We start from the raw sequence: 20,006 nt of genomic DNA on the forward strand, positions 1-20,006 counted from the left end.
GGGCCGAAAGAAAGAAGAACGATCAGCCCTTCACTTCCAGTTCGTTGCTCACCGAGGTCACGCCCTGCACGCCCTTGGCGATTTCCTCGGCGCGGGCCTTCGCGGCTGCCGTCGGTGCCGGGCCCTTCAGGCTCACCGCGCCACCCTTGGTGTCGACGTTGATCTTGATCGCGCTCAGGTCCGGGTCCTTCGCGAGGCCCGCGGACACCGACGCGGTGATGGCCGCGTCATCGACCGTCGCGCTCACGGCGGTGCCGGCGTCCTTGGCGGCCTCCTTCACATTGGCCATGCCTTCCTTCATCTCGGAAGTGGTGCCGGAGGCATCGAGCTTCGCCTTGGCGTCCTTCACGGCTTCGCCGGTCTTGGCAGCGGCGGTTTCCGCCGCCTGTTCTGTCTTGGCCACCGCGCTGTCGAGCTTCTCGCCGGCGGTGCGGTTGTCGGACTTGTCGCAGGCCGCCAGCGTCAGCGCGGCGCCGGCCACGAGCACGGCGAGCCATGCGCGCGAATGCGGCATGGCCATGGGTTGTTGGGGTTTTTTCATTGAATCCTCCAGTCGATCGTTCGCATGCTTCACATGGAAATGGAACGAGAAAAACAGGTTGCGCCTTGAAGGCGCAACCCGGGTCGGTCACAACTTGTCGGCGCCCGACTTGATGGCGTCCTTGGCCTTTTCCTTCACGTCGCCGTAGGTCTTCTGCACCTTGCCGGCGGCTTGGTCGGCGAGGCCTTCGCCTTCGAGCTTCTCGTTGCCGACAACCTTGCCGGTCACTTCCTTGAGCTTGCCCTTGGCTTCTTCGACGCGGCCTGCCACTTGGTCCTTGTTCATGTCGTTTCCTTCCTGAGTAGATATCGATGGATCGAGACGGGTGGACCAGAATGGCCCACTTGTTTCAATCTAGTCGCCACCTGCAACCCGTGGGGTATCGCCGGCACCCCGAAGCGGTGTAGGACAACAAGGCTCAAGCCGTGACGATCCATCCCTCCAGCGGATCGAAATCCACGGGCAATCCGTAGCCCGGACCGGGGCTTGCGGCGCGCTGCAGGCCCCAGGCGGCCTGCAGGAGACACAGCACCGCATCAATGTGATCGCCGCGCGGGTCGGCCAGCAATTCGGCGCGCTGATCGGCATCGAGCCGGAGCCGCAGGCCGAGCCGCGTCGTGCCCGCCTCGAGTGCGGCGAGCAGGCCGGTGCGGGCCGCAAGGCGCTCGGGCGTCTGCTTCGCAAGGTCGTCGCTCTTGTAGCTGCGGCGGCCGATCAGCTCGCGCGCCAGCAGGCCCGGGTAAGCCTCCAGCGCGATGCGGCCCTCGTGGCTGCCCACGTACAGGCCCGGCAGGCTGGCACCGGCTGCAACGAGCGGCGGCACGCCGGCGTGCAGCATGAAGGCGACCGGCGGATTGACCCACTTCATCGACGGGCTCGACCCTGCGGGTGCATCTGCCGCGCGATGCGCAAACTTGCCGCCAACGGGTCGTGCCGCGCAGAAGGCAGCAAAGGTGTCGCGGATCTCGGCGCGGCCGAGGCTCGCGTAATGCGCCATCAGCGGCGCCCACTCGAGCGGCCATTTCAGGTGCTCGACAAGTTCGCGCGGCAGACTGAACGGGAAGTCGAAGCCGCCGACCCACGAAGGCGTATCGCGCAGCCACCGGCCCCAAGCTTCGAGTGTCGCAAAGCGCTGCAGGGCGGTCAGCGCGACGCTGCCTGCATCAGCCATCTCCCCGATGGCCACCACGATCGGTTTGCGTGTCGTCGGTGCGCTCGAAAAATCGCAGCCGAAGAGCATGGCTCGTCTTCCCTCAGCCCAGCGCGAGCGCCACGACGCCCGCGGCGATGAAGAGCGCGCCCAGCAGCCGCAACAGCCGGTCGCCTTCGCGCAGCAAGTGCCCGCCGATCAACGCGGCGAACAGCATCGACACCTCGCGCGCCGGCGCGACATGCGAGATCGGCGCCTGCTGCACCGCATAGAGCACGAGCACATAGGACACCGGGCTGATCGCCGCCACCAGCAGCGCGTACTTCCACTGCTCCCGCCACATGCGCGCGGTCGTCGCGCGGTCCTGCAGCGCGGCGGGGAGCAGCAGCGCGAGACGCACGAAGTTGCTCATGTAATCGAGCAGGATCGGCGACATCGCGAGGAACTTGACCGCATAGCTGTCGGTCACCGTGTAGGCCGCGATGAAGGCGCCCGTCAGCACCCCGTAGCGGATACCTTTCTGCACACGTTCGCGCTGGATGGGGTCGTGCTTCCTGTGAAAGAGGCGCGGACCGCCGGCCACCAGGAACACGCCGAGCACCACGCCGAAGATGCCGGCCACGCCGACCAAGCTGATCTTCTCGCCGAGGAACAGGATCGCCACCAGCGAAGACAGCAGCGGCCCCGAACCGCGCGCCAGCGGGTAGACCACCGTGAGGTCCGACTTGCGGTAGCCGCGCAGAAGAATGACGTAATAGAAGACGTGCAGCACGCCGCTCAGCGCGATGAAGCCCCACTCCTTCATGCCCCAGGTCGGCACGACGCTCCAGCCGAGCGTGATGCCCACGGGCGCCCACACCAGGGCCATGAACACACCGCTCTGGAACGCGAAGCGCGCGTCGCCGTTCGCCTTCTTGGCGGCGATGTTCCAGCTGGCGTGGATGACCCCGGCCAGCAGGATCAGTGCGAAGGCGGAAAGCGGCACCCCGGTGGAACCGGGATCAGTGGCGGCCGACGATGGCGGCGGTGGCCATCAGTTCTTCGAGCAGCGCCAGCGAGACCTTGCCCGAGACCTTGTACGGGTCGAGTTCGGGCTTCTCGGAGTACTTGAGCAGCGTCGAGGCATTGAGCTTCGAGAGGTTGACTTGCCCCATCGTCCAGCCGCCGAAACGGCGCTCGGAGATTTCTTCGTAGTGCAGCAGCACCACGTCCTTGTGGCGCGCATCGCGCTGAATGTGGCCGTAGAGATCGCTGATGGCGTCGCGCCCGCCCTCGATCGCCTGCAGGAAAGTGCCGGCACCGTAGCAGAGGATGCCGGTGATGCCGCACGCCGGATTGTGGGTGCGCGATTTCGCAAGAATCGCCTCGATGGCCGCAGGGCTGGTGTCGACGGCGCGGCTTGCGTAGAGAAGACGGACCAGCATGTTCAGCTCTTTCGTGGCAACAGGGAAAGAAATTCGCGGCGCAGGCTCGGGTCCTTGAGGAACACGCCGCGCATGACGGAATTGATCATCTTGCTGTCCATTTCCTTCACGCCGCGCCAGGCCATGCAGAAGTGCTCGGCTTCCATCACCAGCGCGAGGCCGTCGGGCCGGGTCTTCTCCTGGATCAGGTCGGCCAATTGCACGATCGCCTCTTCCTGGATCTGAGGACGGCCCATGACCCACTCGGCCAGGCGCGCGTACTTCGACAGGCCGATCACGTTGGTGTGCTCGTTGGGCATCACGCCGATCCAGAGCTTGCCGATGATCGGGCAGAAGTGGTGCGAGCAGGCGCTGCGCACCGTGATCGGGCCGACGATCATCAGCTCATTCAGGTGCTCGGCGTTGGGAAACTCGGTGAGCGGGGGCGGCGGTACGTAGCGGCCGCGGAACACCTCGTTCAAATACATCTTGGCCACGCGGCGCGCGGTGTTGTCGGTGTTGTGGTCGTTCTCGACGTCGATGACGAGGCTCTCGAGCACGGCCTTCATCTTGACCTCGACCTCGTCGAGCAGCGACTCAAGTTCACCAGGCTGGATGAACTCGGCGATGTTGTCGTTGGCGTTGAAGCGCTTTCGCGCTGCATTCAGGCGCTCGCGGATCTTGACGGAGACGGGCGTGCCCTCGTCATCGTCTTTTCGATCGGGGAGCGGTTCGACGTCGGTTTTCCTCAGCATGGCGGGGATCGTACCAGTGAATGGCTCCAGGACATTCGGGCTGCAACGCCCGTCCCTTCTTGGAGCAGTGCTATCAATTAGGTAGCGAAAAGTCAGCTACCAGCGGGAGGTGATCGGACATCCGCGCCCAGATCGGGCCGCGCGGGACGGTGCAGGAAAGCGGCTCCAGCTTGCGGCCGTAGACGAAATCGAGCTGCGCCACCGGCAGCCGCGAGGGGTAGGTGAGCGTGCGCGGGCCGCGCAGATCGCTGGCGTCGCGCAGGCCCATTGCGTTCATGGCGTAGCGCATGCGCGCGCCCCAGTCGTTGAAGTCGCCGGCCACGACCACGGCCTCGTGGGCCGGCACTTCGCGGTCAATGAATTCCCGCAGGCGCGCGATCTGCCGCACGCGGCTTCCCTTGATGAGGCCCAGGTGCACCACGATGGCATGCACCGGCTGGCCTTCGACCTCGATCACGACGTGCAGCAGCCCGCGCTGTTCGAAGCGGTGGTCGGAGATGTCCTGGTGGCCGGTGCGGATCACCGGCCAGCGCGTGAGCAGCGCATTGCCGTGCTCGCCATGGCGCGTGACGGCGTTGGTTTCGTAGACGGCGGTGTAGCCCTCGGGCGCGAGGAAGTCGGCCTGCGGCAGCTCGGGCCAGCGCGCGAAGCGGGCCGCAGCCTGCCGGTTCATCTTGCGCACTTCCTGCAGGCAGACGATGTCGGCGTCGAGCTGCTCTATGGCGTGGCCGAGGTTGTGGATTTCGAGCCGCCGGGCGGGCCCGATGCCCTGCACACCCTTGTGGATGTTGTAGGTCGCGACCCGGAGGTTGTTGGCTGCTGCTGCGGCTGGCGGCTGGTTCATCGCGCAAATTCTGGCAGCAACAGAATGGCTTCGGCGTTCGACGGGGAAAAGCATGCGTCGGCAGCCTCCCGGTACGGCAGCCATTGCCAGTCGGTGTGTTCGCGCGGCGCGAGGCGGGGCGTCAGGCGCTCGGGCACGCAGAGGCCGAACAGGTGCTCGGTGTTGTGCGTGACACCGGGCTCGTAGCGCGCGCGCCAGCCGGGATAGATCTCGTAGATGTTGCTCAGTTGCCAGTCGACCAGTTGCGAGGCCAGCGCGGTGCCCTCGCCGCATTCGATGCCGGTTTCCTCGGCCACCTCGCGCGCCGCAGTGAGCGCGAGCGGCTCATCGACCGCATCCTTGCTGCCGGTGACCGATTGCCAGAACTCGTGGGCATCGGCACGCCGGATCAGCAGCACGTCGAGCGCCGGCGTGTGGATCACGACCAGCACCGACTCTGGAATCTTGAAGGGCTTCACAGCGGTGTTCAGACGCCGCTGATGACCGCGTCGAGCGCAGCCACCAAGTCGTTCGACGCGATGCGCACATTGCCTTTCGCGGTACCCAGATCCTTCACCCGGAAAGGCGAGGTCATCTGAGGCAATGCGAAAAAAGTTTCCCCTTCCCAGTGGACCGGCGGACACAGCCGGCGCGGCGCCTTGGGCGGAAGGTACTTCTGGGTCGTCAGCGGCATGACCAACCGCGTCGGCAACACGCCCAGCAGATCGCTTTGCATGTCGACACACCACGGGAATGCAGTGCGCTGGGCCTTGTCGGGATTGGCGTAGATGTCGAATTGCGCCACAGGTGCTTACCAGGGGCGGAAGTTTTCGCCGAAAACACCGTGCGTCTCGACCAGCTCGTTCTGCGCAGCAATCCAGTCCTTGTATTCCTCGTTGAATTCGCGCTTGCGCTGCGCCATCGACTTCTGCTTTTCGAGCGCTTCGAGTTCCGCAAAACGCGCAGCGGAAACAAGAACGACCGCCACGCGGTCGTTCTTCATCACATGCACCGGTTCACGCTCGGCTTGGCCGAGGTAGTAGCCGAATCGGTTCTTGGCTTCGGTGGCGGTGATCTGCATGGCTGGCTCCGGGGAGTGATTAGCCATTTTAGCCAATCACACTGCCCACGCCAACCTGCCGGACTCAGGCTGCGGCTTGCGGCGTGTTCCGCAGCTTGATGTGCAGTTCGCGCAGCTGCTTCTCGTCGACCGGGCTCGGCGCCTGCGTCAGCAGGTCTTGCGCGCGCTGGGTCTTGGGGAAGGCGATCACGTCGCGGATCGACTCGGCGCCGGTCATCAGCATGACCAGGCGGTCCAGGCCGATGGCGATGCCGCCGTGCGGCGGGGCGCCGTACTGCAGCGCGTCGAGCAGGAAGCCGAACTTGAGCTGTGCGTCCTCAGCGCTGATCTTCAGCGCACGGAACACCTTGCTCTGCACTTCCTCGCGGTGGATACGCACCGAGCCGCCGCCCATCTCGATGCCGTTGAGCACCATGTCGTAGGCCTTGGCGATGCACTTCTCGGGGGCGGTGTCCATGAGGTCTTCATGGCCGTCCTTCGGTGCGGTGAACGGATGGTGCACGGCGCTCCAGCGCTGGCCTTCCTCGTCGAACTCGAACATCGGGAAATCGACCACCCAGAGCGGCGCCCAGCGATCGTCGAACAGGCCGCTCTTCTTGCCGAAGGCGCTGTGGCCGATCTTCACGCGCAGCGCGCCGATGGCGTCGTTGACGACCTTTTCCTTGTCGGCGCCGAAGAACAGGATGTCGCCGTTGCGCGCACCCGTGCGGGCGATGATCTCGGCCAGCGTGTTGTCGTCCAGGTTCTTCACGATCGGGCTCTGCAGGCCTTCGCGGCCGGCAGCCGCGTCGTTCACCTTGATGTAGGCGAGGCCCTTTGCGCCGTAGATCTTGACGAACTCTTGGTACGCGTCGATTTCACCGCGCGACAAGCCGCCCTCGCCGCCGCCGCCAGGCACACGCAATGCGACCACGCGACCGTCCTTTTGCGTCGCGGCGTTCGAGAACACCTTGAACTCGACCCGCTTCATCAGCTCGGTGAGTTCGGTGAATTCGAGCTTCACGCGCAGGTCAGGCTTGTCCGAGCCGTACTTGAACATCGCATCGCCGTACGTCATGGTCGGGAACACCGGCAGGTCGATGCCCGCGGCATTGCGGAACACGTTGCGGATCATTCCTTCGAACATCTCGCGGATTTCCTCTTCGGCGAGGAACGAGGTCTCGATGTCGATCTGCGTGAATTCGGGCTGGCGGTCGGCGCGCAGGTCTTCGTCGCGGAAGCACTTCACGATCTGGTAGTAGCGGTCGTAGCCGGCCACCATCAAGAGCTGCTTGAAGAGCTGCGGCGACTGCGGCAGCGCGAAGAAGCTGCCGTCGTGCACACGGCTGGGCACGAGGTAGTCGCGCGCGCCTTCGGGCGTGGACTTGCCCAGCATCGGCGTCTCGATGTCGATGAAGCCGTTGGCATCGAGGAACTTGCGCGTTTCCATCGTCACCTTGTAGCGCAGCATCATGTTGCGCTGCATGGCCGGACGGCGCAGGTCGAGCACGCGGTGCGTGAGGCGGGTGGTTTCCGAGAGGTTGTCGTCGTCCAGCAGGAACGGCGGCGTGACCGACGGGTTGAGCACCTTCAGCTCATGGCACAGCACTTCGATCTTGCCACTCTTGAGGCTGTCGTTGGTCGTGCCTTCGGGGCGCGAACGCACGAGGCCGGTGATCTGCACGCAGAACTCGTTGCGCAGGTTCTCGGCCACGGCGAAGGTGGAGGCGCGATCGGGGTCGCACACCACCTGCACGTAACCTTCGCGGTCGCGCACGTCGATGAAGATCACGCCGCCGTGGTCACGGCGACGGTTGACCCACCCGCACAGGGTGACGGTCTGGCCCAACAGGGCTTCGGTCACAAGACCGCAATAGTGAGTACGCATGGCCATAGGGATGACTTCCGGCGCCGTCGTGGCGCGTTCGTTTTTATGAGTTGGATGGCTTGATCGCCACCGTGGCGGGGCCGCCTGGAACGACCACCCCCATCGAGACGATGTACTTGAGCGCTTCGTCCACGCTCATCTTCAGTTCGACGCAGTCGCTGCGGCGGAGCATGACGAAGTAGCCGCCCGTGGGATTGGGCGTGGTCGGCACGTAGACGCTGAGGAATTCCTCGATGCCCAGGTGCTCGGCCACCTCGTTGCCCGGCGCGCCGGTCACGAAGGCGATGGTCCACACGTTTTCGCGCGGCCACTGGATCAGCACCGCCGTGCGGAATGCATTGCCGTTCTCGGAGAACAGCGTGTCCGACACCTGCTTGACGCTCGAATAGATCGAGCGCACGACCGGAATGCGCCGCACCACGGCATCGCCCCAGCCGAGGAGGCGCTTGCCGACGAAGTTGCTCGCGATGGCGCCGACCACCAGCAGGATCGCCAGCGTGAGCAGCACGCCCAAGCCGCGGATATTGTTCTCGAACAGCCATTTCTGCCACACGGCCGGGAGCACCCAGAGCGTCTGGTCCAGCGTGTCGATGATCCACTTCAGCACCGCCAGGGTGATGAACAGCGGAACGATCACCAGCAAGCCGGAGAACAACCATTTGCGCAGGGCGAGCATGGGTGGGGTCTCAGTCGCCGGTCTTGGCGGCAGGAGCCGGGGCGGGAGCGGGCGCCGGGGCAGGAGCAGGGCTCGGCGCGGCGGCGCTGGAGGAAGAAGGTGAAGAGTCGGCGGACTTGGCGCCCTCGCTCGCTGCGGGAGCAGTGGCCGGCTCGGCCTTCTTGCCGCCGCCTTCGCGGAAATCGGTCACGTACCAGCCCGATCCCTTGAGCTGGAAACCGGCGGCCGTCACCTGCTTTTCGAAAGCGCTGGCGCCGCACGCCGGGCACACCGTGAGGGGCGCGTCGGACATCTTCTGCAAAGCGTCCTTGGCAAAGCCGCAGGCGCTGCACTTGTAGGCGTAGATGGGCATGGGGAAATAGGGTCCAGAAGCGGCGCAGCTGCCGCTCGCAAAGCCCTCGATTATAAGGGCCCACCCCGCCCCCGGGGCGCTCTCAGGCCGCTTCGGTGGCCAGCGGCCGATGCGGCGTGTGAGTGTTCGCTACCCACTGCGGCAGCAGCGAGCCGGCCACCATGCCGGTGAACGAGGCCAGAACGCCCGCCAGTTGCGCCGGAAAAACGGCGCCCCAGGGCAACGCCAGGAACAACAGCCAGGTGCCGATGCCCAGCAGGATCGACGCCACCGCCCCCTGCGTGGTGGCGCGGCGCCAATACAGCCCGCACACCAGCGGCACGAACGCCCCCACCAGCGGCACCTGGTAGGCGCCCGAAACCAGCTCGTAGATCGGCGTGCCCTGCATGCGGATCGCGTAGGCCAGCACGGCGGCGCTGAACAGCAGCACCGTGATGCGCATGGTCCGGAGGTTCTCGCGGTCCGTGCCGGACGGACGGAACTGGCGCCAGATGTTCTCGGTGAAGGTGACGCTCGGGGCCAGCAGCGTGGCCGAGGCGGTCGACTTGATGGCCGACAGCAGCGCGCCGAAGAACAGCACCTGCATCACGAACGGCATCTTCTGCAGCACCAGCGTGGGCAGCACCTTCTGCGGATCTTCCTTCAGCAGCACGGCCACCTCGTCCGGCATGATCAGGAGCGCGCTGGCCACGAGGAACATCGGCACGAAGGCGAAGAGGATGTACGCCACGCCGCCGATCACCGGCCCGCGGGTCGCGGCTTTCACGCTGTTGGCCGACATCACGCGCTGGAACACGTCCTGCTGCGGAATGGAGCCCAGCATCATCGTGATGGCCGCGGCGAAGAAGAACACCATGTCGTGCCAGTTGGGCTCGGGCCAGAACTTGAAGAGATCCTTGCTGACCGCGAAGGCCACCACCTTGTCGGCACCGCCGGCCATGTTGCCGGCGAACATCGCGATGATCGCGAGGCCGGCGACCAGGATGATCATCTGGATGAAGTCGGTCACCGCCACCGACCACATGCCGCCGAAGAGCGTGTAGGCCAGGATCGAGATGACCCCGATCACCATGCCCATCGGAATGCTGATGGCGCCGGCCGACAGCACGTTGAACACCAGCCCCAGCGCCGTGACCTGCGCCGAGACCCAGCCCAGGTAGCTCAGCATGATGATCAGCGTGCAGGCCACTTCCACCGTGCGGCCGTAGCGCTCGCGGTAGTAGTCGCTGATGGTCAGCAGCGTCATGCGGTAGAGCTTGCCCGCGAAGAACAGGCCCACCAGGATCAGGCAGGTGCCGGCGCCGAACGGGTCTTCCACCACGCCGTTCAGCCCGCCTTCGATGAATTTGGCCGGGATGCCGAGCACCGTTTCGGACCCGAACCAGGTCGCGAAGGTTGTTGTGACGATCATGAAGAGCGGCAGGTGCCGCCCGGCGATGGCGAAGTCGGTGGTGTTCTTCACCCGCTTGGCGGCATAGAGCCCGATGGCGATGGTGACCAGCAGATAGACGACAACCAACGTCAGCAGCACGGGGGAATCTCCTCTAGAACAACTTCACACGCACCAGCAATTGCATGGCGAGCAACCCCAATACAAAACCTATGCCACCGTAAATGATGGTCTGGAGCAGCCTGTTGGTGCGCTTTTGCGCGGCCAGCAGTTCGAGCAACTCGCGGCGATGATCGGGCGGCCGATTTTCCAGGAAATCGTGAAGCAATCGAGGTAATTGCGGCAGCAATTTTGCGTAGCGCGGCGCTTCGGCCTTGAGTTGCTGCAGCAGCTTCTTCGGCCCGATCTGGTCGACCATCCACTTTTCGAGGAAAGGCTTGGCCGTGTGCCAGAGGTCGAGTTCAGGGTCGAGCTGGCGGCCCAGGCCCTCGATGTTGAGCAGCGTCTTCTGCAGCAGCACCAGTTGCGGCTGGATTTCCACATGGAAGCGGCGCGAGGTCTGGAACAGCCGCATCAGCACCATGCCGAGCGAAATTTCCTTCAGCGGCCGGTCGAAGTACGGCTCGCAGACGGTGCGGATCGCCGCCTCCAGCTCGTCGATGCGCGTGCCTTCGGGCACCCAGCCGCTTTCCAGGTGCAGTTCGGCCACGCGCTTGTAGTCGCGCCGGAAGAACGCCACGAAGTTCTGCGCGAGGTATTCCTTGTCCGACTCGGTGAGGGTGCCGATGATCCCGAAATCCAGCGAGATGTAGCGCCCGAAGGTCTCGGGCGCCAGGCTCACCTGGATGTTGCCCGGGTGCATGTCGGCGTGGAAGAAGCCGTCGCGGAACACTTGGGTGAAGAAGATCGTGACGCCGTCGCGCGCGAGCTTGGGAATGTCGACGCCGGCCGCGCGCAGGCGGTCGAGCTGGGCAATGGGCACGCCGTTCATGCGCTCCATCACGATCACCTCGGGGTGGCAGAAGTCCCAGAACATCTCGGGAATCAGCACCAGATCGAGCTCAGCCATGTTGCGGCGCAACTGGGCCGCATTGGCGGCCTCGCGCACCAGGTCGAGTTCGTCATGCAGGTACTTGTCGAATTCGCCGACCACCTCGCGCGGCTTCAGGCGCTTGCCGTCGGGCGAGAGCTTCTCGACCCAGCCGGCCATCATGGCCATGAGCGCCAGGTCTTTCTCGATGATGCCGCGCATGCTTGGGCGCAGCACCTTGACCGCCACGTCGCGGATCTCGCCGTCGTTGGTCCGGATGGTCGCGAAATGCACCTGCGCGATCGAGGCGCTCGCGATCGGCGTCTCGTCGAACTGCACGAACACATCGCCGACCGGCCTGCGGAACGCGCGCTCGATGGTGGCGATGGCCACCGCCGAGGGGAACGGCGGCACACGGTCCTGCAGGAAGGCGAGTTCGTCGGCGATGTCGGGTGGCAGCAGGTCGCGCCGTGTCGACAGCACCTGGCCGAACTTCACGAAGATGGGACCCAGGCGCTCGAGCGCCTCGCGCAACCGCTGGCCGCGTGGCGCATCGAGGTTCCGGCCGATGGAAACCACACGGGCCACCACGCGCAGCCAGGGCTTCTGGAAGCTCGTGAGCACGAGCTCGTCCAGGCCATAGCGCAACGCGACCCAGACGATGAACAGGCCGCGGTAGAAGCGCCTCATTCGGCCTGGCCCGCCGAACCGCCGGCCTTGGCCGTGCGGTCGCCGACGAACTGGCGCAGCGCCGTCACCACGCGTCGCACGCCATTGCCCAGGGTGTGCGCGGGCACATCGCCGATCACGCGTGCGAGGTCGTCCTCGACGTCCCAGCGCACATGGTCGACCAGCCAGTTGACCTCGGCCGCGAGCTGCACGTCGCCGACGATCTGCACCGAGGGCTTGTCGCCGCGCAGCGTGGCACGGGCGATCTCGAAGGGGGAATCGTCGGTGACGGTGAGGGTGAGTTCAGGCGTGGAACCTGCGGGTGCCAGGTCGAGCAGGCCGGCCGGCGTGGCGACCAGTTCCATGGTCACGAAGCGCCATTGGAATCGCACCACCCTGCCCTGCTGGCGCAGCAGCCGCTGCTGGGCTTCGGGCTCCTGCTGAAGCACGTGGTTGAGGAACAGGACCGCGCGGTGCTGAATCTCGTGGACCGCCCAGTCCGGCGGCTGCAGGCGCTCGCCGATGCGGTTGAAGAGGTCGCCGAGAAAAGAAAAAGGGGACGATGGTGTGGCCATGTCCCCATTATCGTTTCTGTACGCGGCCCGGCGGCCGCGAACGTCTGCCGTTTACTGCAGCGCTTGCACGCCGGCAACCAGCCAGCCGCCACCGCCGCTGGTCGGCTTGGTCATGTTCCACACTTCGCGGAACGGACCCGGGCCTGCCGAGGCGTCCTCGCGGATCATGCCGGAGAACTCCACGCTCGCCATGTAGGCATCGGGCAGCTCTTCGATGCCGAGCAGCTTGGCGTCGAGCATCACGACTTCGGTCTTGTTCGACGCGCCACCGGTGTGGCTTGCACGGTCGGCCAACTGCGTGCGGATTTCCTCGACCATCTCGTCGGTCATCATCGAGCGCAGCATCGACACGTCGGCGCGGTCCCATGCGTCCTGCAGCGTCACGAAGTTGCGCTTGGCGGCGCCCAGGAAACCGTCGACATCAAAGCCCGTGGGGATGCCCCAGGACTGCGAACCGCCCAGCGCGGAGCCGATCATGCTGCCGCCGGCTGCGGCGCCTGCTGCAGAGAGGCTGCTGCCATGGCGATCACCGTCGGCCGGCGTGGCGTCGAAGGCCGTGGCCGAACGCTCCCATGGCCGTGCCGAGGCATCGTTGCCCACGTTGTTCGGGCTGTATTGCGCCGGCGCGCTGGCGTTGGAGGGGCTGGCGCCCGCGCCCTGGAACGCGAAGCCGCCTTGGCCATTGGTACCGTTCGAAGCAGCCGAACGCGCCTTGAAGATGCGCCACACGGCGAGCGCCGCGAAGATCAGCAGGCCGATCAGCAGGATGTTGGCGAAGCCGGCGCCCAGGCCGAGCGAACTCGCGAGCCATGCGAGGCCGAGGCCAGCGGCGAGACCGCCGAGCATCGCGCCCCATGGACGCTTCGGTGCAGCGGCTGCAGGCGCAGGCGTTGCGGGCTTGGCGGCCGAGTTGGTCGCGTTCTGCTGCGCAGGTGCGGCAGGCGGCGTGGACTGGCGCTGCGTCACGTTGGACGATTGGCGGCCGAGGGACTTGCCGCCGCCCACACGGGCGGCGTCGGCCTGCACGCTCACGAGCACCAATGCAGCTGCCAAAAACAAAGAACTCAAACTTTTCATGTCGTCTCCTCTAGAGCGAAAAATTCGCTTCAATCAACACTTGATTCCAACATGCAGGGCAGCGATGCCACCCGTCATGTTGTGATAGTCCACATGTCCGAAACCGCCCTCTTTCATGAGGGTCTTGAGCTCCTCTTGCGAGGGATGCATGCGGATCGATTCGGCCAGGTAGCGATAGCTCGCGTCGTCGCCGGCCACGAGCTTGCCAAGGCGTGGCAGCACGTTGAAGGAGTACCAGTCGTAGGCCTTGGTGAGCGGCTTGGCGATCTTGGAGAACTCGAGCACCAGGAGCTTGCCGCGCGGCTTGAGCACGCGATTCATTTCCTTGAGCGCGATGTCTTTGCGCGTCATGTTGCGAAGGCCGAAGGCCACGGTGACGACATCGAAATGGTCATCGGGAAACGGCAGCTTCTCGGCATCGCAGACCAGCGTGGGCAAGGCAACGCCGGCATCGAGCAGACGGTCGCGGCCGGTGCTCAGCATGGCTTCGTTGATGTCGGTGTGAACCACCTGGCCGGTGGCGCCGACCTTCTTCGAAAAGGCGAGTGCGAGGTCGCCGGTGCCGCCCGCGATGTCGAGCACGCGCGAACCTTCGCCCACGTTCGCCACCATCACGGTGTAAGCCTTCCACGCGCGGTGCAGGCCCACGGACATCAGGTCATTCATGACGTCGTAGCGCGAGGCCACCGAATCGAAGACGCCGCGGACACGTTGCGCCTTCTCGCTTTCGTCGACTTTCTCGAAGCCGAAGTGGGTTGTACTCATGCAACCGATGTTAGGCCGGAAGCCTACACATCAAGCCGACGACCCCGCACCCACGGCGGGCATTTGTTGCTTTTTCTTCAAATGAAGAGGCGCTGCAACGCGCGTCCCTGCTGCCTGCAGAGCTATCTTTTCAATAGCGCCAAGGAAATTTGGAGCATCAATGGCTGCTGCACGCAGACCCGCCCTTGTCGATCATCGGCGCATCGCGATCGACGCCCGCTTCGGCGAGTCGGCGTTCGTATTGCGCCCACAGGTCGGCCTGGTTCGCGCCGAGTTCATAGAGCAGGTCCCACGAATAGATGCCGGTGTCGTGGCCGTCGCTGAAGGCCGGCTGCACGGCGTAGTTGCCGACCGGTTCGAGACCGACGAGCTCCACATCGCGCTTGCCTGTCTGAAGCACTTCCTGGCCCGGACCGTGGCCCTGCACTTCGGCCGAGGGCGAGTAGATGCGCATGAGCTCGAACGGAATGCGGAAGGTCGCGCCGTCCGAGAAGCCCACTTCGAGCACGCGCGACTGGCCGTGCACGGTGATCGATTGCGGCGTCGGTGCGCCCGGTTTCAAACCTGCCATGGGATTCCGTTCGGAAAATTTTCGTGAGGCGCGCAGTATGCCGCGCGGCTGCGCCTGCATGCGCCTCGGCCCACGAATACCAGCGCTTAGCATCGCAGCATGCAGATTCAACGCCATCGATCATCGCGCCCGAACTGGGCAGCACTTGTCCTCTGCGCCGCGCTGGCGGTCGGCACCGTCGTGCCGGCGCATGCCTTCCTGGGCCTGCTCGGCAAGGCTGCTGGCAAGGCTGCAACCGCGGGAAAGGCGGCCGGTACCGCAGGCAAGGGCGCGGCAGTTGGCGCAGGCGCCGTGGCGGCGGAGAGCGCGACCGGCGTGGCGGGTGTTGCCGGAAAAGGGGCGGCGGCGCTGGGCGACGACGCGGCGCATGCCGCGCAGTTGGGACCGCGGGGCGCAGGCGCCAGCCATGAATTCAGCAGCGTGAATGCGGCGCTGCCTCCCGAAGTCGCGGCTTACCTGTCAAAGCCCGCGAAGGACCTGACGCCCAAGGACACGTCACGAATGATGGACAGCTACCGCCAGATGGTCGAGCGCGCGGGCAAGAGCGGCGACTTCACCGCGGTCGAGCGGCTGCCCACATCGGCGGGCACGGCCCGCACGCTGCCGACGGCCGAGACGGCAAGGCCGGCCACATCCCCCTCGAAGACCGAAACGACGACCGCATCGAGCGGCGTGCCGTCTGCGCTGCCCATCCACGCACTGCGTGTGCTGGCCCATGCATCGCATGCGGGTAACCACGACGCGCAGGCCGAACTGGACCGTGTGTGCCGCGATGGCAGCGCCGCATCGAAGCGCTTCTCGAAGGAGATGCGCGCCACGCCGGAATTCAAGGAGACCTGCGCGAACCGCAAGCTGGGGACGACTCGCACGGCCGCCGCGCGCTGAGGCGTCATCGCTCTCGCGTTCAGCCCTGCAGCAGCACCAGCCGGCGGACCATCTCGGCCTCGAGCTCCGGCAGCAGCGCCTGCAGTTCCGCCACGCGATCGACCGGCGCCGCGCGTTGCGCAGCCGCCCAGAACGGCGCGGGAAAGTGGCTGTCCCAGTCGAAGCGCGCGATCACGTGCCAGTGCAGGTGCGGCACCATGTTGCCGAGCGCGGCGAGGTTGATCTTCGTGGGCTTCAGCCGCTCGCGCAGGCACTGCTCGACCGCCGTCACGGCTTCCATGCACAGCACGCGATCCGCGGCATCGAGATCGGAAAATTCCGGCGCATGCTCGCGCCAGATCACGCGGTAGAAGGCCGGAAAGCCGGCCTCTTCCGCATGAATCACGCGCAACTTCGCGCCCTCGAAGACGACGCGGCCACCAGGGCCTTCGCAGAACGGACAGCCTTGCTGCACCGTCGTCATACCAGCACCCGCTCGATGCCGCCCTGGTTGGCGGCGGCCACGTACTTCGGCATCCAGTCGTCGCCCAGGATCTTGTTGGCCATCTCCACCACGATGTAATCGGCTTCGAGCAGGCCGTTGTTCAGGTCGTTGCCGTAGCGCGAGAGGCCTTGCAGGCAGCTCGGGCAGCTGGTGAGAATCTTGACGTTGTCCTTGGCGCCGACGACTCCGCTCTCGCGCAGCTCAGCTTCACCCTTCTTCAGCTCTTCTTCCTTGCGAAAGCGGATCTGCGTCGAGATATCCGGCCGCGACACGCCCAACGTGCCCGACTCGCCGCAGCAGCGGTCGTTCTTGAGCACGTTGTCGCCGACCAGCGCCTTCACCGTCTTCATTGGGTCCTGCAGCTTCATCGGCGAGTGGCAGGGGTCGTGATAGAGGTAACCGCCACCGCCCGCATCGGCCAGCGTGATGCCCTTCTCGAGCAGGTACTCGTGGATGTCGATGATCCGGCAGCCCGGGAAGATCTTGTCGAACTGGTAGCCCTGCAACTGGTCGTAGCAGGTGCCGCAACTCACCACCACGGTCTTGATGTCCAGGTAGTTGAGCGTGTTCGCGACGCGATGGAAGAGCACACGGTTGTCCGTGATCATCTTCTCGGCCTTGTCGAACTGGCCGCTGCCGCGTTGCGGATAGCCGCAGCACAGGTAGCCCGGTGGCAGCACCGTCTGCACGCCGGCATGCCAGAGCATCGCCTGCGTAGCGAGCCCCACCTGCGAGAACAGGCGCTCCGAGCCGCACCCCGGGAAGTAGAAGACAGCCTCGGTTTCCGAGGTGGTCGCCTTCGGGTTGCGGATGATCGGCACGTAATCCGCATCCTCGATGTCGAGCAGCGCGCGCGCCGTCTTCTTCGGCAGGTTGCCCGGCATCTTCTTGTTGATGAAGTGGATCACCTGCTCCTTGACCGGCGCCGGGCCCAGCGTGGCCGGGGGCGCCGCGGTCTGCTTCTTCGCGAGGCCGCGCAGCAGGTCGTTGGCCAGGCGCTGCGCCTTGAAGCCGATGCCCACCATGCCCGCGCGCACCGCCTTGATGGTCTGCGGATTCGTCGCGTTCAGGAAGAACATCGCGGCCGCGTTGCCGGGACGGAAGCTCTTCTGGCCCATCTTGCGCAGCAGGTTGCGCATGTTCATCGACACGTCGCCGAAGTCGATCTTCACCGGGCACGGCGTCAGGCACTTGTGGCACACGGTGCAGTGGTCGGCCACGTCCTCGAACTCTTCCCAGTGCTTGATGCTGATGCCGCGCCGGGTCTGCTCCTCGTAGAGGAAGGCCTCGACCAGCAGCGAGGTCGCAAGGATCTTGTTGCGCGGGCTGTAGAGCAGGTTGGCGCGCGGCACGTGCGTGGCGCACACCGGCTTGCACTTGCCGCAGCGCAGGCAGTCCTTCACGCTGTCGGCGATGGCGCCGATGTCGCTCTGCTGCATGATCAGCGACTCGTGCCCCATGAGGCCGAAGCTAGGTGTGTAGGCGTTGGTCAGGTCGGCGTGCAGCGTGACGGCTTCACCGGCCGGTGCACGCAGCAGCTTGCCCTTGTTGAAGCGGCCTTCTGGGTCGACCCGGGCCTTGTATTCGGTGAAGGGGCGCAGCTCTTCGTCGCTGAGGAATTCGAGCTTGGTGATGCCGATGCCGTGCTCGCCCGAGATCACGCCGTCGAGGCTGCGCGCCAGCGCCATGATGCGCACCACCGCGGCATGCGCGGTCTGCAGCATGTCGTAGTTGTCGCTGTTCACGGGAATGTTGGTGTGCACATTGCCGTCGCCCGCGTGCATGTGCAGCGCGACCCACACGCGGCCCTTGAGCACGCGCTTGTGGATGGCCGTGCATTCGGCCAGGATCGGCGCGAACTCGGCACCCGAGAAAATTTCCTGCAGCGGCTGGCGCAGCTGCGTCTTCCAGCTCGCGCGCAGGCTGTGGTCCTGCAATTGCGGGAACAGCGCATCGACGTTTTCGAGCCAACTGGCCCACAGCGCACGTACCTCGTGCACCAGCGCCACGGCCTGCGCCACGCGGTCTTCGAGCAGCTCGGCCGCCGGGATCTCGTGCGCGTCGTCGGTCTTGCCGAGAGGTAGGTTGCCGCGCGTGAGGAAGGTTTCGAGCTCGTCGGTGAGCGCGAGCTTGTTCTGCAGCGACAGCTCGATGTTGATGCGCTCGATGCCGTCGCTGTACTCGGCCATGCGCGGCAGCGGAATCACCACGTCTTCGTTGATCTTGAAGGCGTTGGTGTGCTTGCTGATGGCGGCGGTGCGCTTGCGGTCGAGCCAGAATTTCTTGCGCGCCTCGGGGCTGATGGCGATGAAGCCTTCGCCGCTGCGCGAGTTGGCGATGCGCACCACTTCCGAGGTGACGCGCGCCACCGCATCGGCGTCGTCGCCCGCGATGTCGCCGAACAGCACCATCTTCGGCAGGCCGCCGTGCTTCTTCGATTTCGTGGCGTAACCCACGGCCTTCAGGTACCGATCGTCCAGGTGCTCAAGACCAGCCAGCAGCACGCCCGAGCGCTTCTGCTCGGCGAACATGAAGTCCTTGATCTCCACGATGCTGGGCACCGCGTCCTTCGCGTTGCCGAAGAATTCGAGGCACACGGTGCGCGTGTGCGAGGGCATCTTGTGCACCACCCAGCGGCAGCTGGTGATGAGGCCATCGCAGCCTTCCTTCTGGATGCCCGGCAGGCCCGAGAGGAACTTGTCGGTCACGTCCTTGCCGAGGCCTTCCTTGCGGAAGGTTCGGCCGGGGATGTCGAGGCGCTCGGTCCGCAGCTTGGTCTTGCCGTCGGCCGCAAAGTACTGCAGCTCGAACAGCGCGCTCTCGGCGTCGTGGATCTTGCCCAGGTTGTGGCCGATACGCGTGACTTCGAGCCATTCGGCCTGCGGCGTCACCATGCGCCACGAGGCGAGGTTGTCCAGCGCCGTGCCCCAGAGCACGGCCTTCTTGCCGCCGGCGTTCATCGCGACGTTGCCGCCGACACACGAGGCTTCGGCAGACGTGGGATCGACCGCGAACACGAAGCCCGCGCGCTCGGCCGCGTCGGCCACGCGCTGCGTGACGACACCCGCTTCGGTCCAGATGGTGGGCACGGGCTGGTCGAGACCGGGCAGCGGCATGTGCTCGACCTCGGTCATCGCCTCGAGCTTCTCGGTGTTGATGACGACGCTGTTCCAGGTCAGCGGAATCGCACCGCCCGTGTAGCCCGTGCCGCCTCCGCGCGGGATGATGGTCAGCCCCAGCTCGATGCAGCCCTTCACCAGGAGCGCCATCTCGGCCTCGGTGTCGGGGCACAGCACGACGAACGGGTACTCCACGCGCCAGTCGGTCGCATCGGTCACGTGCGACACGCGCGAAAGCCCGTCGAACTTGATGTTGTCCTTGGCGGTGAGCCGGCCCAGCACGCGCGTGGCCTTGCGGCGCAGCGCCGCGACGTCGCGAAACTTGGTGTCGAAGGCAGCGACCGCATCGCCGACCAGGGCGGTGAGCTCGCCGACCAGTTGGTCGCGCGGCATGTCGCTGTCGGGGGTGCGGCGCTTCTGGACTTCGGCCAGGCGGTGCTTGAGCGCCTCGACCAGTTGCCCGCGGCGGCGCGGGTTGTCCAGCAGGTCGTCGACGAGGTAGGGGTTGCGCTGCACCACCCAGATGTCGCCGAGCACCTCGTAGAGCATGCGGGCCGATCGGCCGGTGCGGCGCTCGGCGCGCAGGGTCTGGAGCAGTTCCCAGCCACGTTCGCCCAGCAGGCGAATCACGATCTCGCGATCGGAGAAGCTGGTGTAGTTGTACGGGATCTCGCGCAGTCGGACAGGCTCTGCGGCCTGTGCCAACAGCGTGTTCAACGCGGTCGGAGCATTCATCGGGTGGGGCGCCTCGGCCGGGCGCTGCGCGCCCATAGCCGGGCTGGGGATTTTAGGA

At 65.6% G+C, this 20,006-nt stretch carries 22 protein-coding genes; 1 reads left to right on the forward strand and 21 read right to left on the reverse strand.

What is annotated here, in order from left to right; all coding sequences use genetic code 11:
• Positions 1 to 22 precede the first annotated feature (22 nt).
• The 19 genes from VARPA_RS23850 to VARPA_RS23940 all read right to left on the reverse strand — a co-directional run bounded on the left by VARPA_RS23850 (position 23) and on the right by VARPA_RS23940 (position 14,725).
• A complete protein-coding gene (locus VARPA_RS23850) occupies positions 23 to 541 on the reverse strand; it encodes a BON domain-containing protein (protein ID WP_013543151.1) in 519 nt (172 codons plus the stop codon).
• 87 nt (positions 542 to 628) lie between these two features.
• Positions 629 to 826 (reverse strand): CsbD family protein, encoded by a 198-nt coding sequence (locus tag VARPA_RS23855; RefSeq protein ID WP_013543152.1) that lies wholly within the window; start codon positions 824 to 826, stop codon positions 629 to 631.
• Positions 827 to 959: 133 nt separating this feature from the next.
• Positions 960 to 1,781, reverse strand: coding sequence for a DUF429 domain-containing protein (locus VARPA_RS23860; protein WP_013543153.1), 822 nt, complete (start codon positions 1,779 to 1,781; stop codon positions 960 to 962).
• A 13-nt stretch (positions 1,782 to 1,794) separates the two neighbouring features.
• Positions 1,795 to 2,676 carry an EamA family transporter gene (locus VARPA_RS23865; RefSeq protein WP_013543154.1) on the reverse strand — a complete coding sequence of 294 codons (882 nt, stop codon included), beginning with the start codon at positions 2,674 to 2,676 and terminating at the stop codon, positions 1,795 to 1,797.
• A 16-nt stretch (positions 2,677 to 2,692) separates the two neighbouring features.
• Positions 2,693 to 3,115, reverse strand: coding sequence for a BLUF domain-containing protein (locus VARPA_RS23870; RefSeq protein WP_013543155.1), 423 nt, complete (start codon positions 3,113 to 3,115; stop codon positions 2,693 to 2,695).
• A gap of 2 nt (positions 3,116 to 3,117) precedes the next feature.
• The gene (gene folE, locus VARPA_RS23875) at positions 3,118 to 3,849 is read right to left on the reverse strand and encodes a GTP cyclohydrolase I (RefSeq protein WP_013543156.1); all 732 of its coding nucleotides are present in this window, start codon (positions 3,847 to 3,849) and stop codon (positions 3,118 to 3,120) included.
• A 73-nt stretch (positions 3,850 to 3,922) separates the two neighbouring features.
• Entirely contained in the window at positions 3,923 to 4,693 is a 771-nt protein-coding gene (locus tag VARPA_RS23880; protein WP_041943026.1) for an endonuclease/exonuclease/phosphatase family protein, read from the reverse strand.
• Positions 4,690 to 5,151, reverse strand: a complete 462-nt coding sequence (nudB, locus tag VARPA_RS23885) for a dihydroneopterin triphosphate diphosphatase (protein ID WP_013543158.1) — start codon at positions 5,149 to 5,151, stop codon at positions 4,690 to 4,692. The genes VARPA_RS23880 and nudB overlap by 4 nt, the downstream gene beginning before the upstream one ends.
• An 8-nt stretch (positions 5,152 to 5,159) precedes the next feature.
• On the reverse strand, positions 5,160 to 5,477 hold the full coding sequence (locus VARPA_RS23890; RefSeq protein WP_013543159.1) for a CcdB family protein: 318 nt from the start codon (positions 5,475 to 5,477) through the stop codon (positions 5,160 to 5,162).
• A 6-nt stretch (positions 5,478 to 5,483) separates the two neighbouring features.
• Positions 5,484 to 5,753, reverse strand: a complete 270-nt coding sequence (locus VARPA_RS23895) for a type II toxin-antitoxin system prevent-host-death family antitoxin (protein ID WP_013543160.1) — start codon at positions 5,751 to 5,753, stop codon at positions 5,484 to 5,486.
• 64 nt (positions 5,754 to 5,817) lie between these two features.
• Complete coding sequence (aspS, locus tag VARPA_RS23900) at positions 5,818 to 7,626, reverse strand: aspartate--tRNA ligase (protein WP_013543161.1); 1,809 nt, start codon at positions 7,624 to 7,626, stop codon at positions 5,818 to 5,820.
• A gap of 37 nt (positions 7,627 to 7,663) precedes the next feature.
• Complete coding sequence (locus VARPA_RS23905; RefSeq protein ID WP_013543162.1) at positions 7,664 to 8,296, reverse strand: DUF502 domain-containing protein; 633 nt, start codon at positions 8,294 to 8,296, stop codon at positions 7,664 to 7,666.
• Between the two features lie 10 nt (positions 8,297 to 8,306).
• Positions 8,307 to 8,648 (reverse strand): FmdB family zinc ribbon protein, encoded by a 342-nt coding sequence (locus VARPA_RS23910; RefSeq protein ID WP_013543163.1) that lies wholly within the window; start codon positions 8,646 to 8,648, stop codon positions 8,307 to 8,309.
• A gap of 82 nt (positions 8,649 to 8,730) precedes the next feature.
• Positions 8,731 to 10,179 (reverse strand): sodium:solute symporter family protein, encoded by a 1,449-nt coding sequence (locus VARPA_RS23915; RefSeq protein ID WP_013543164.1) that lies wholly within the window; start codon positions 10,177 to 10,179, stop codon positions 8,731 to 8,733.
• Positions 10,180 to 10,192: 13 nt separating this feature from the next.
• Positions 10,193 to 11,758 (reverse strand): ubiquinone biosynthesis regulatory protein kinase UbiB, encoded by a 1,566-nt coding sequence (ubiB, locus tag VARPA_RS23920; RefSeq protein ID WP_013543165.1) that lies wholly within the window; start codon positions 11,756 to 11,758, stop codon positions 10,193 to 10,195.
• Positions 11,755 to 12,312, reverse strand: coding sequence for a ubiquinone biosynthesis accessory factor UbiJ (locus VARPA_RS23925; RefSeq protein WP_013543166.1), 558 nt, complete (start codon positions 12,310 to 12,312; stop codon positions 11,755 to 11,757). Before VARPA_RS23925 ends, ubiB begins: the two co-directional genes overlap by 4 nt.
• Positions 12,313 to 12,363: 51 nt before the next feature.
• Positions 12,364 to 13,389, reverse strand: coding sequence for a Tim44 domain-containing protein (locus tag VARPA_RS23930; protein WP_013543167.1), 1,026 nt, complete (start codon positions 13,387 to 13,389; stop codon positions 12,364 to 12,366).
• A gap of 33 nt (positions 13,390 to 13,422) precedes the next feature.
• Positions 13,423 to 14,154: a bifunctional demethylmenaquinone methyltransferase/2-methoxy-6-polyprenyl-1,4-benzoquinol methylase UbiE gene (gene ubiE / locus VARPA_RS23935; RefSeq protein WP_013543168.1), complete on the reverse strand. Its 732-nt coding sequence runs from the start codon at positions 14,152 to 14,154 to the stop codon at positions 13,423 to 13,425.
• A 157-nt stretch (positions 14,155 to 14,311) separates the two neighbouring features.
• Entirely contained in the window at positions 14,312 to 14,725 is a 414-nt protein-coding gene (locus VARPA_RS23940; protein WP_013543169.1) for a gamma-butyrobetaine hydroxylase-like domain-containing protein, read from the reverse strand.
• 99 nt (positions 14,726 to 14,824) lie between these two features.
• Here VARPA_RS23940 and VARPA_RS23945 point away from each other — a divergent pair, with 99 nt between their 5' ends.
• Complete coding sequence (locus VARPA_RS23945) at positions 14,825 to 15,610, forward strand: hypothetical protein (RefSeq protein WP_013543170.1); 786 nt, start codon at positions 14,825 to 14,827, stop codon at positions 15,608 to 15,610.
• A gap of 19 nt (positions 15,611 to 15,629) precedes the next feature.
• On the opposite strand, the gene VARPA_RS23950 is transcribed toward VARPA_RS23945, so the two are convergent.
• On the reverse strand, positions 15,630 to 16,073 hold the full coding sequence (locus VARPA_RS23950) for an HIT family protein (RefSeq protein ID WP_013543171.1): 444 nt from the start codon (positions 16,071 to 16,073) through the stop codon (positions 15,630 to 15,632).
• Complete coding sequence (locus tag VARPA_RS23955; protein ID WP_041943964.1) at positions 16,070 to 19,948, reverse strand: DUF3683 domain-containing protein; 3,879 nt, start codon at positions 19,946 to 19,948, stop codon at positions 16,070 to 16,072. The genes VARPA_RS23950 and VARPA_RS23955 overlap by 4 nt, the downstream gene beginning before the upstream one ends.
• Positions 19,949 to 20,006 lie beyond the last annotated feature (58 nt).

Origin of the sequence: Variovorax paradoxus EPS (assembly GCF_000184745.1) — a bacterium.
In the GTDB taxonomy this organism is placed as follows: domain Bacteria; phylum Pseudomonadota; class Gammaproteobacteria; order Burkholderiales; family Burkholderiaceae_C; genus Variovorax; species Variovorax paradoxus_C.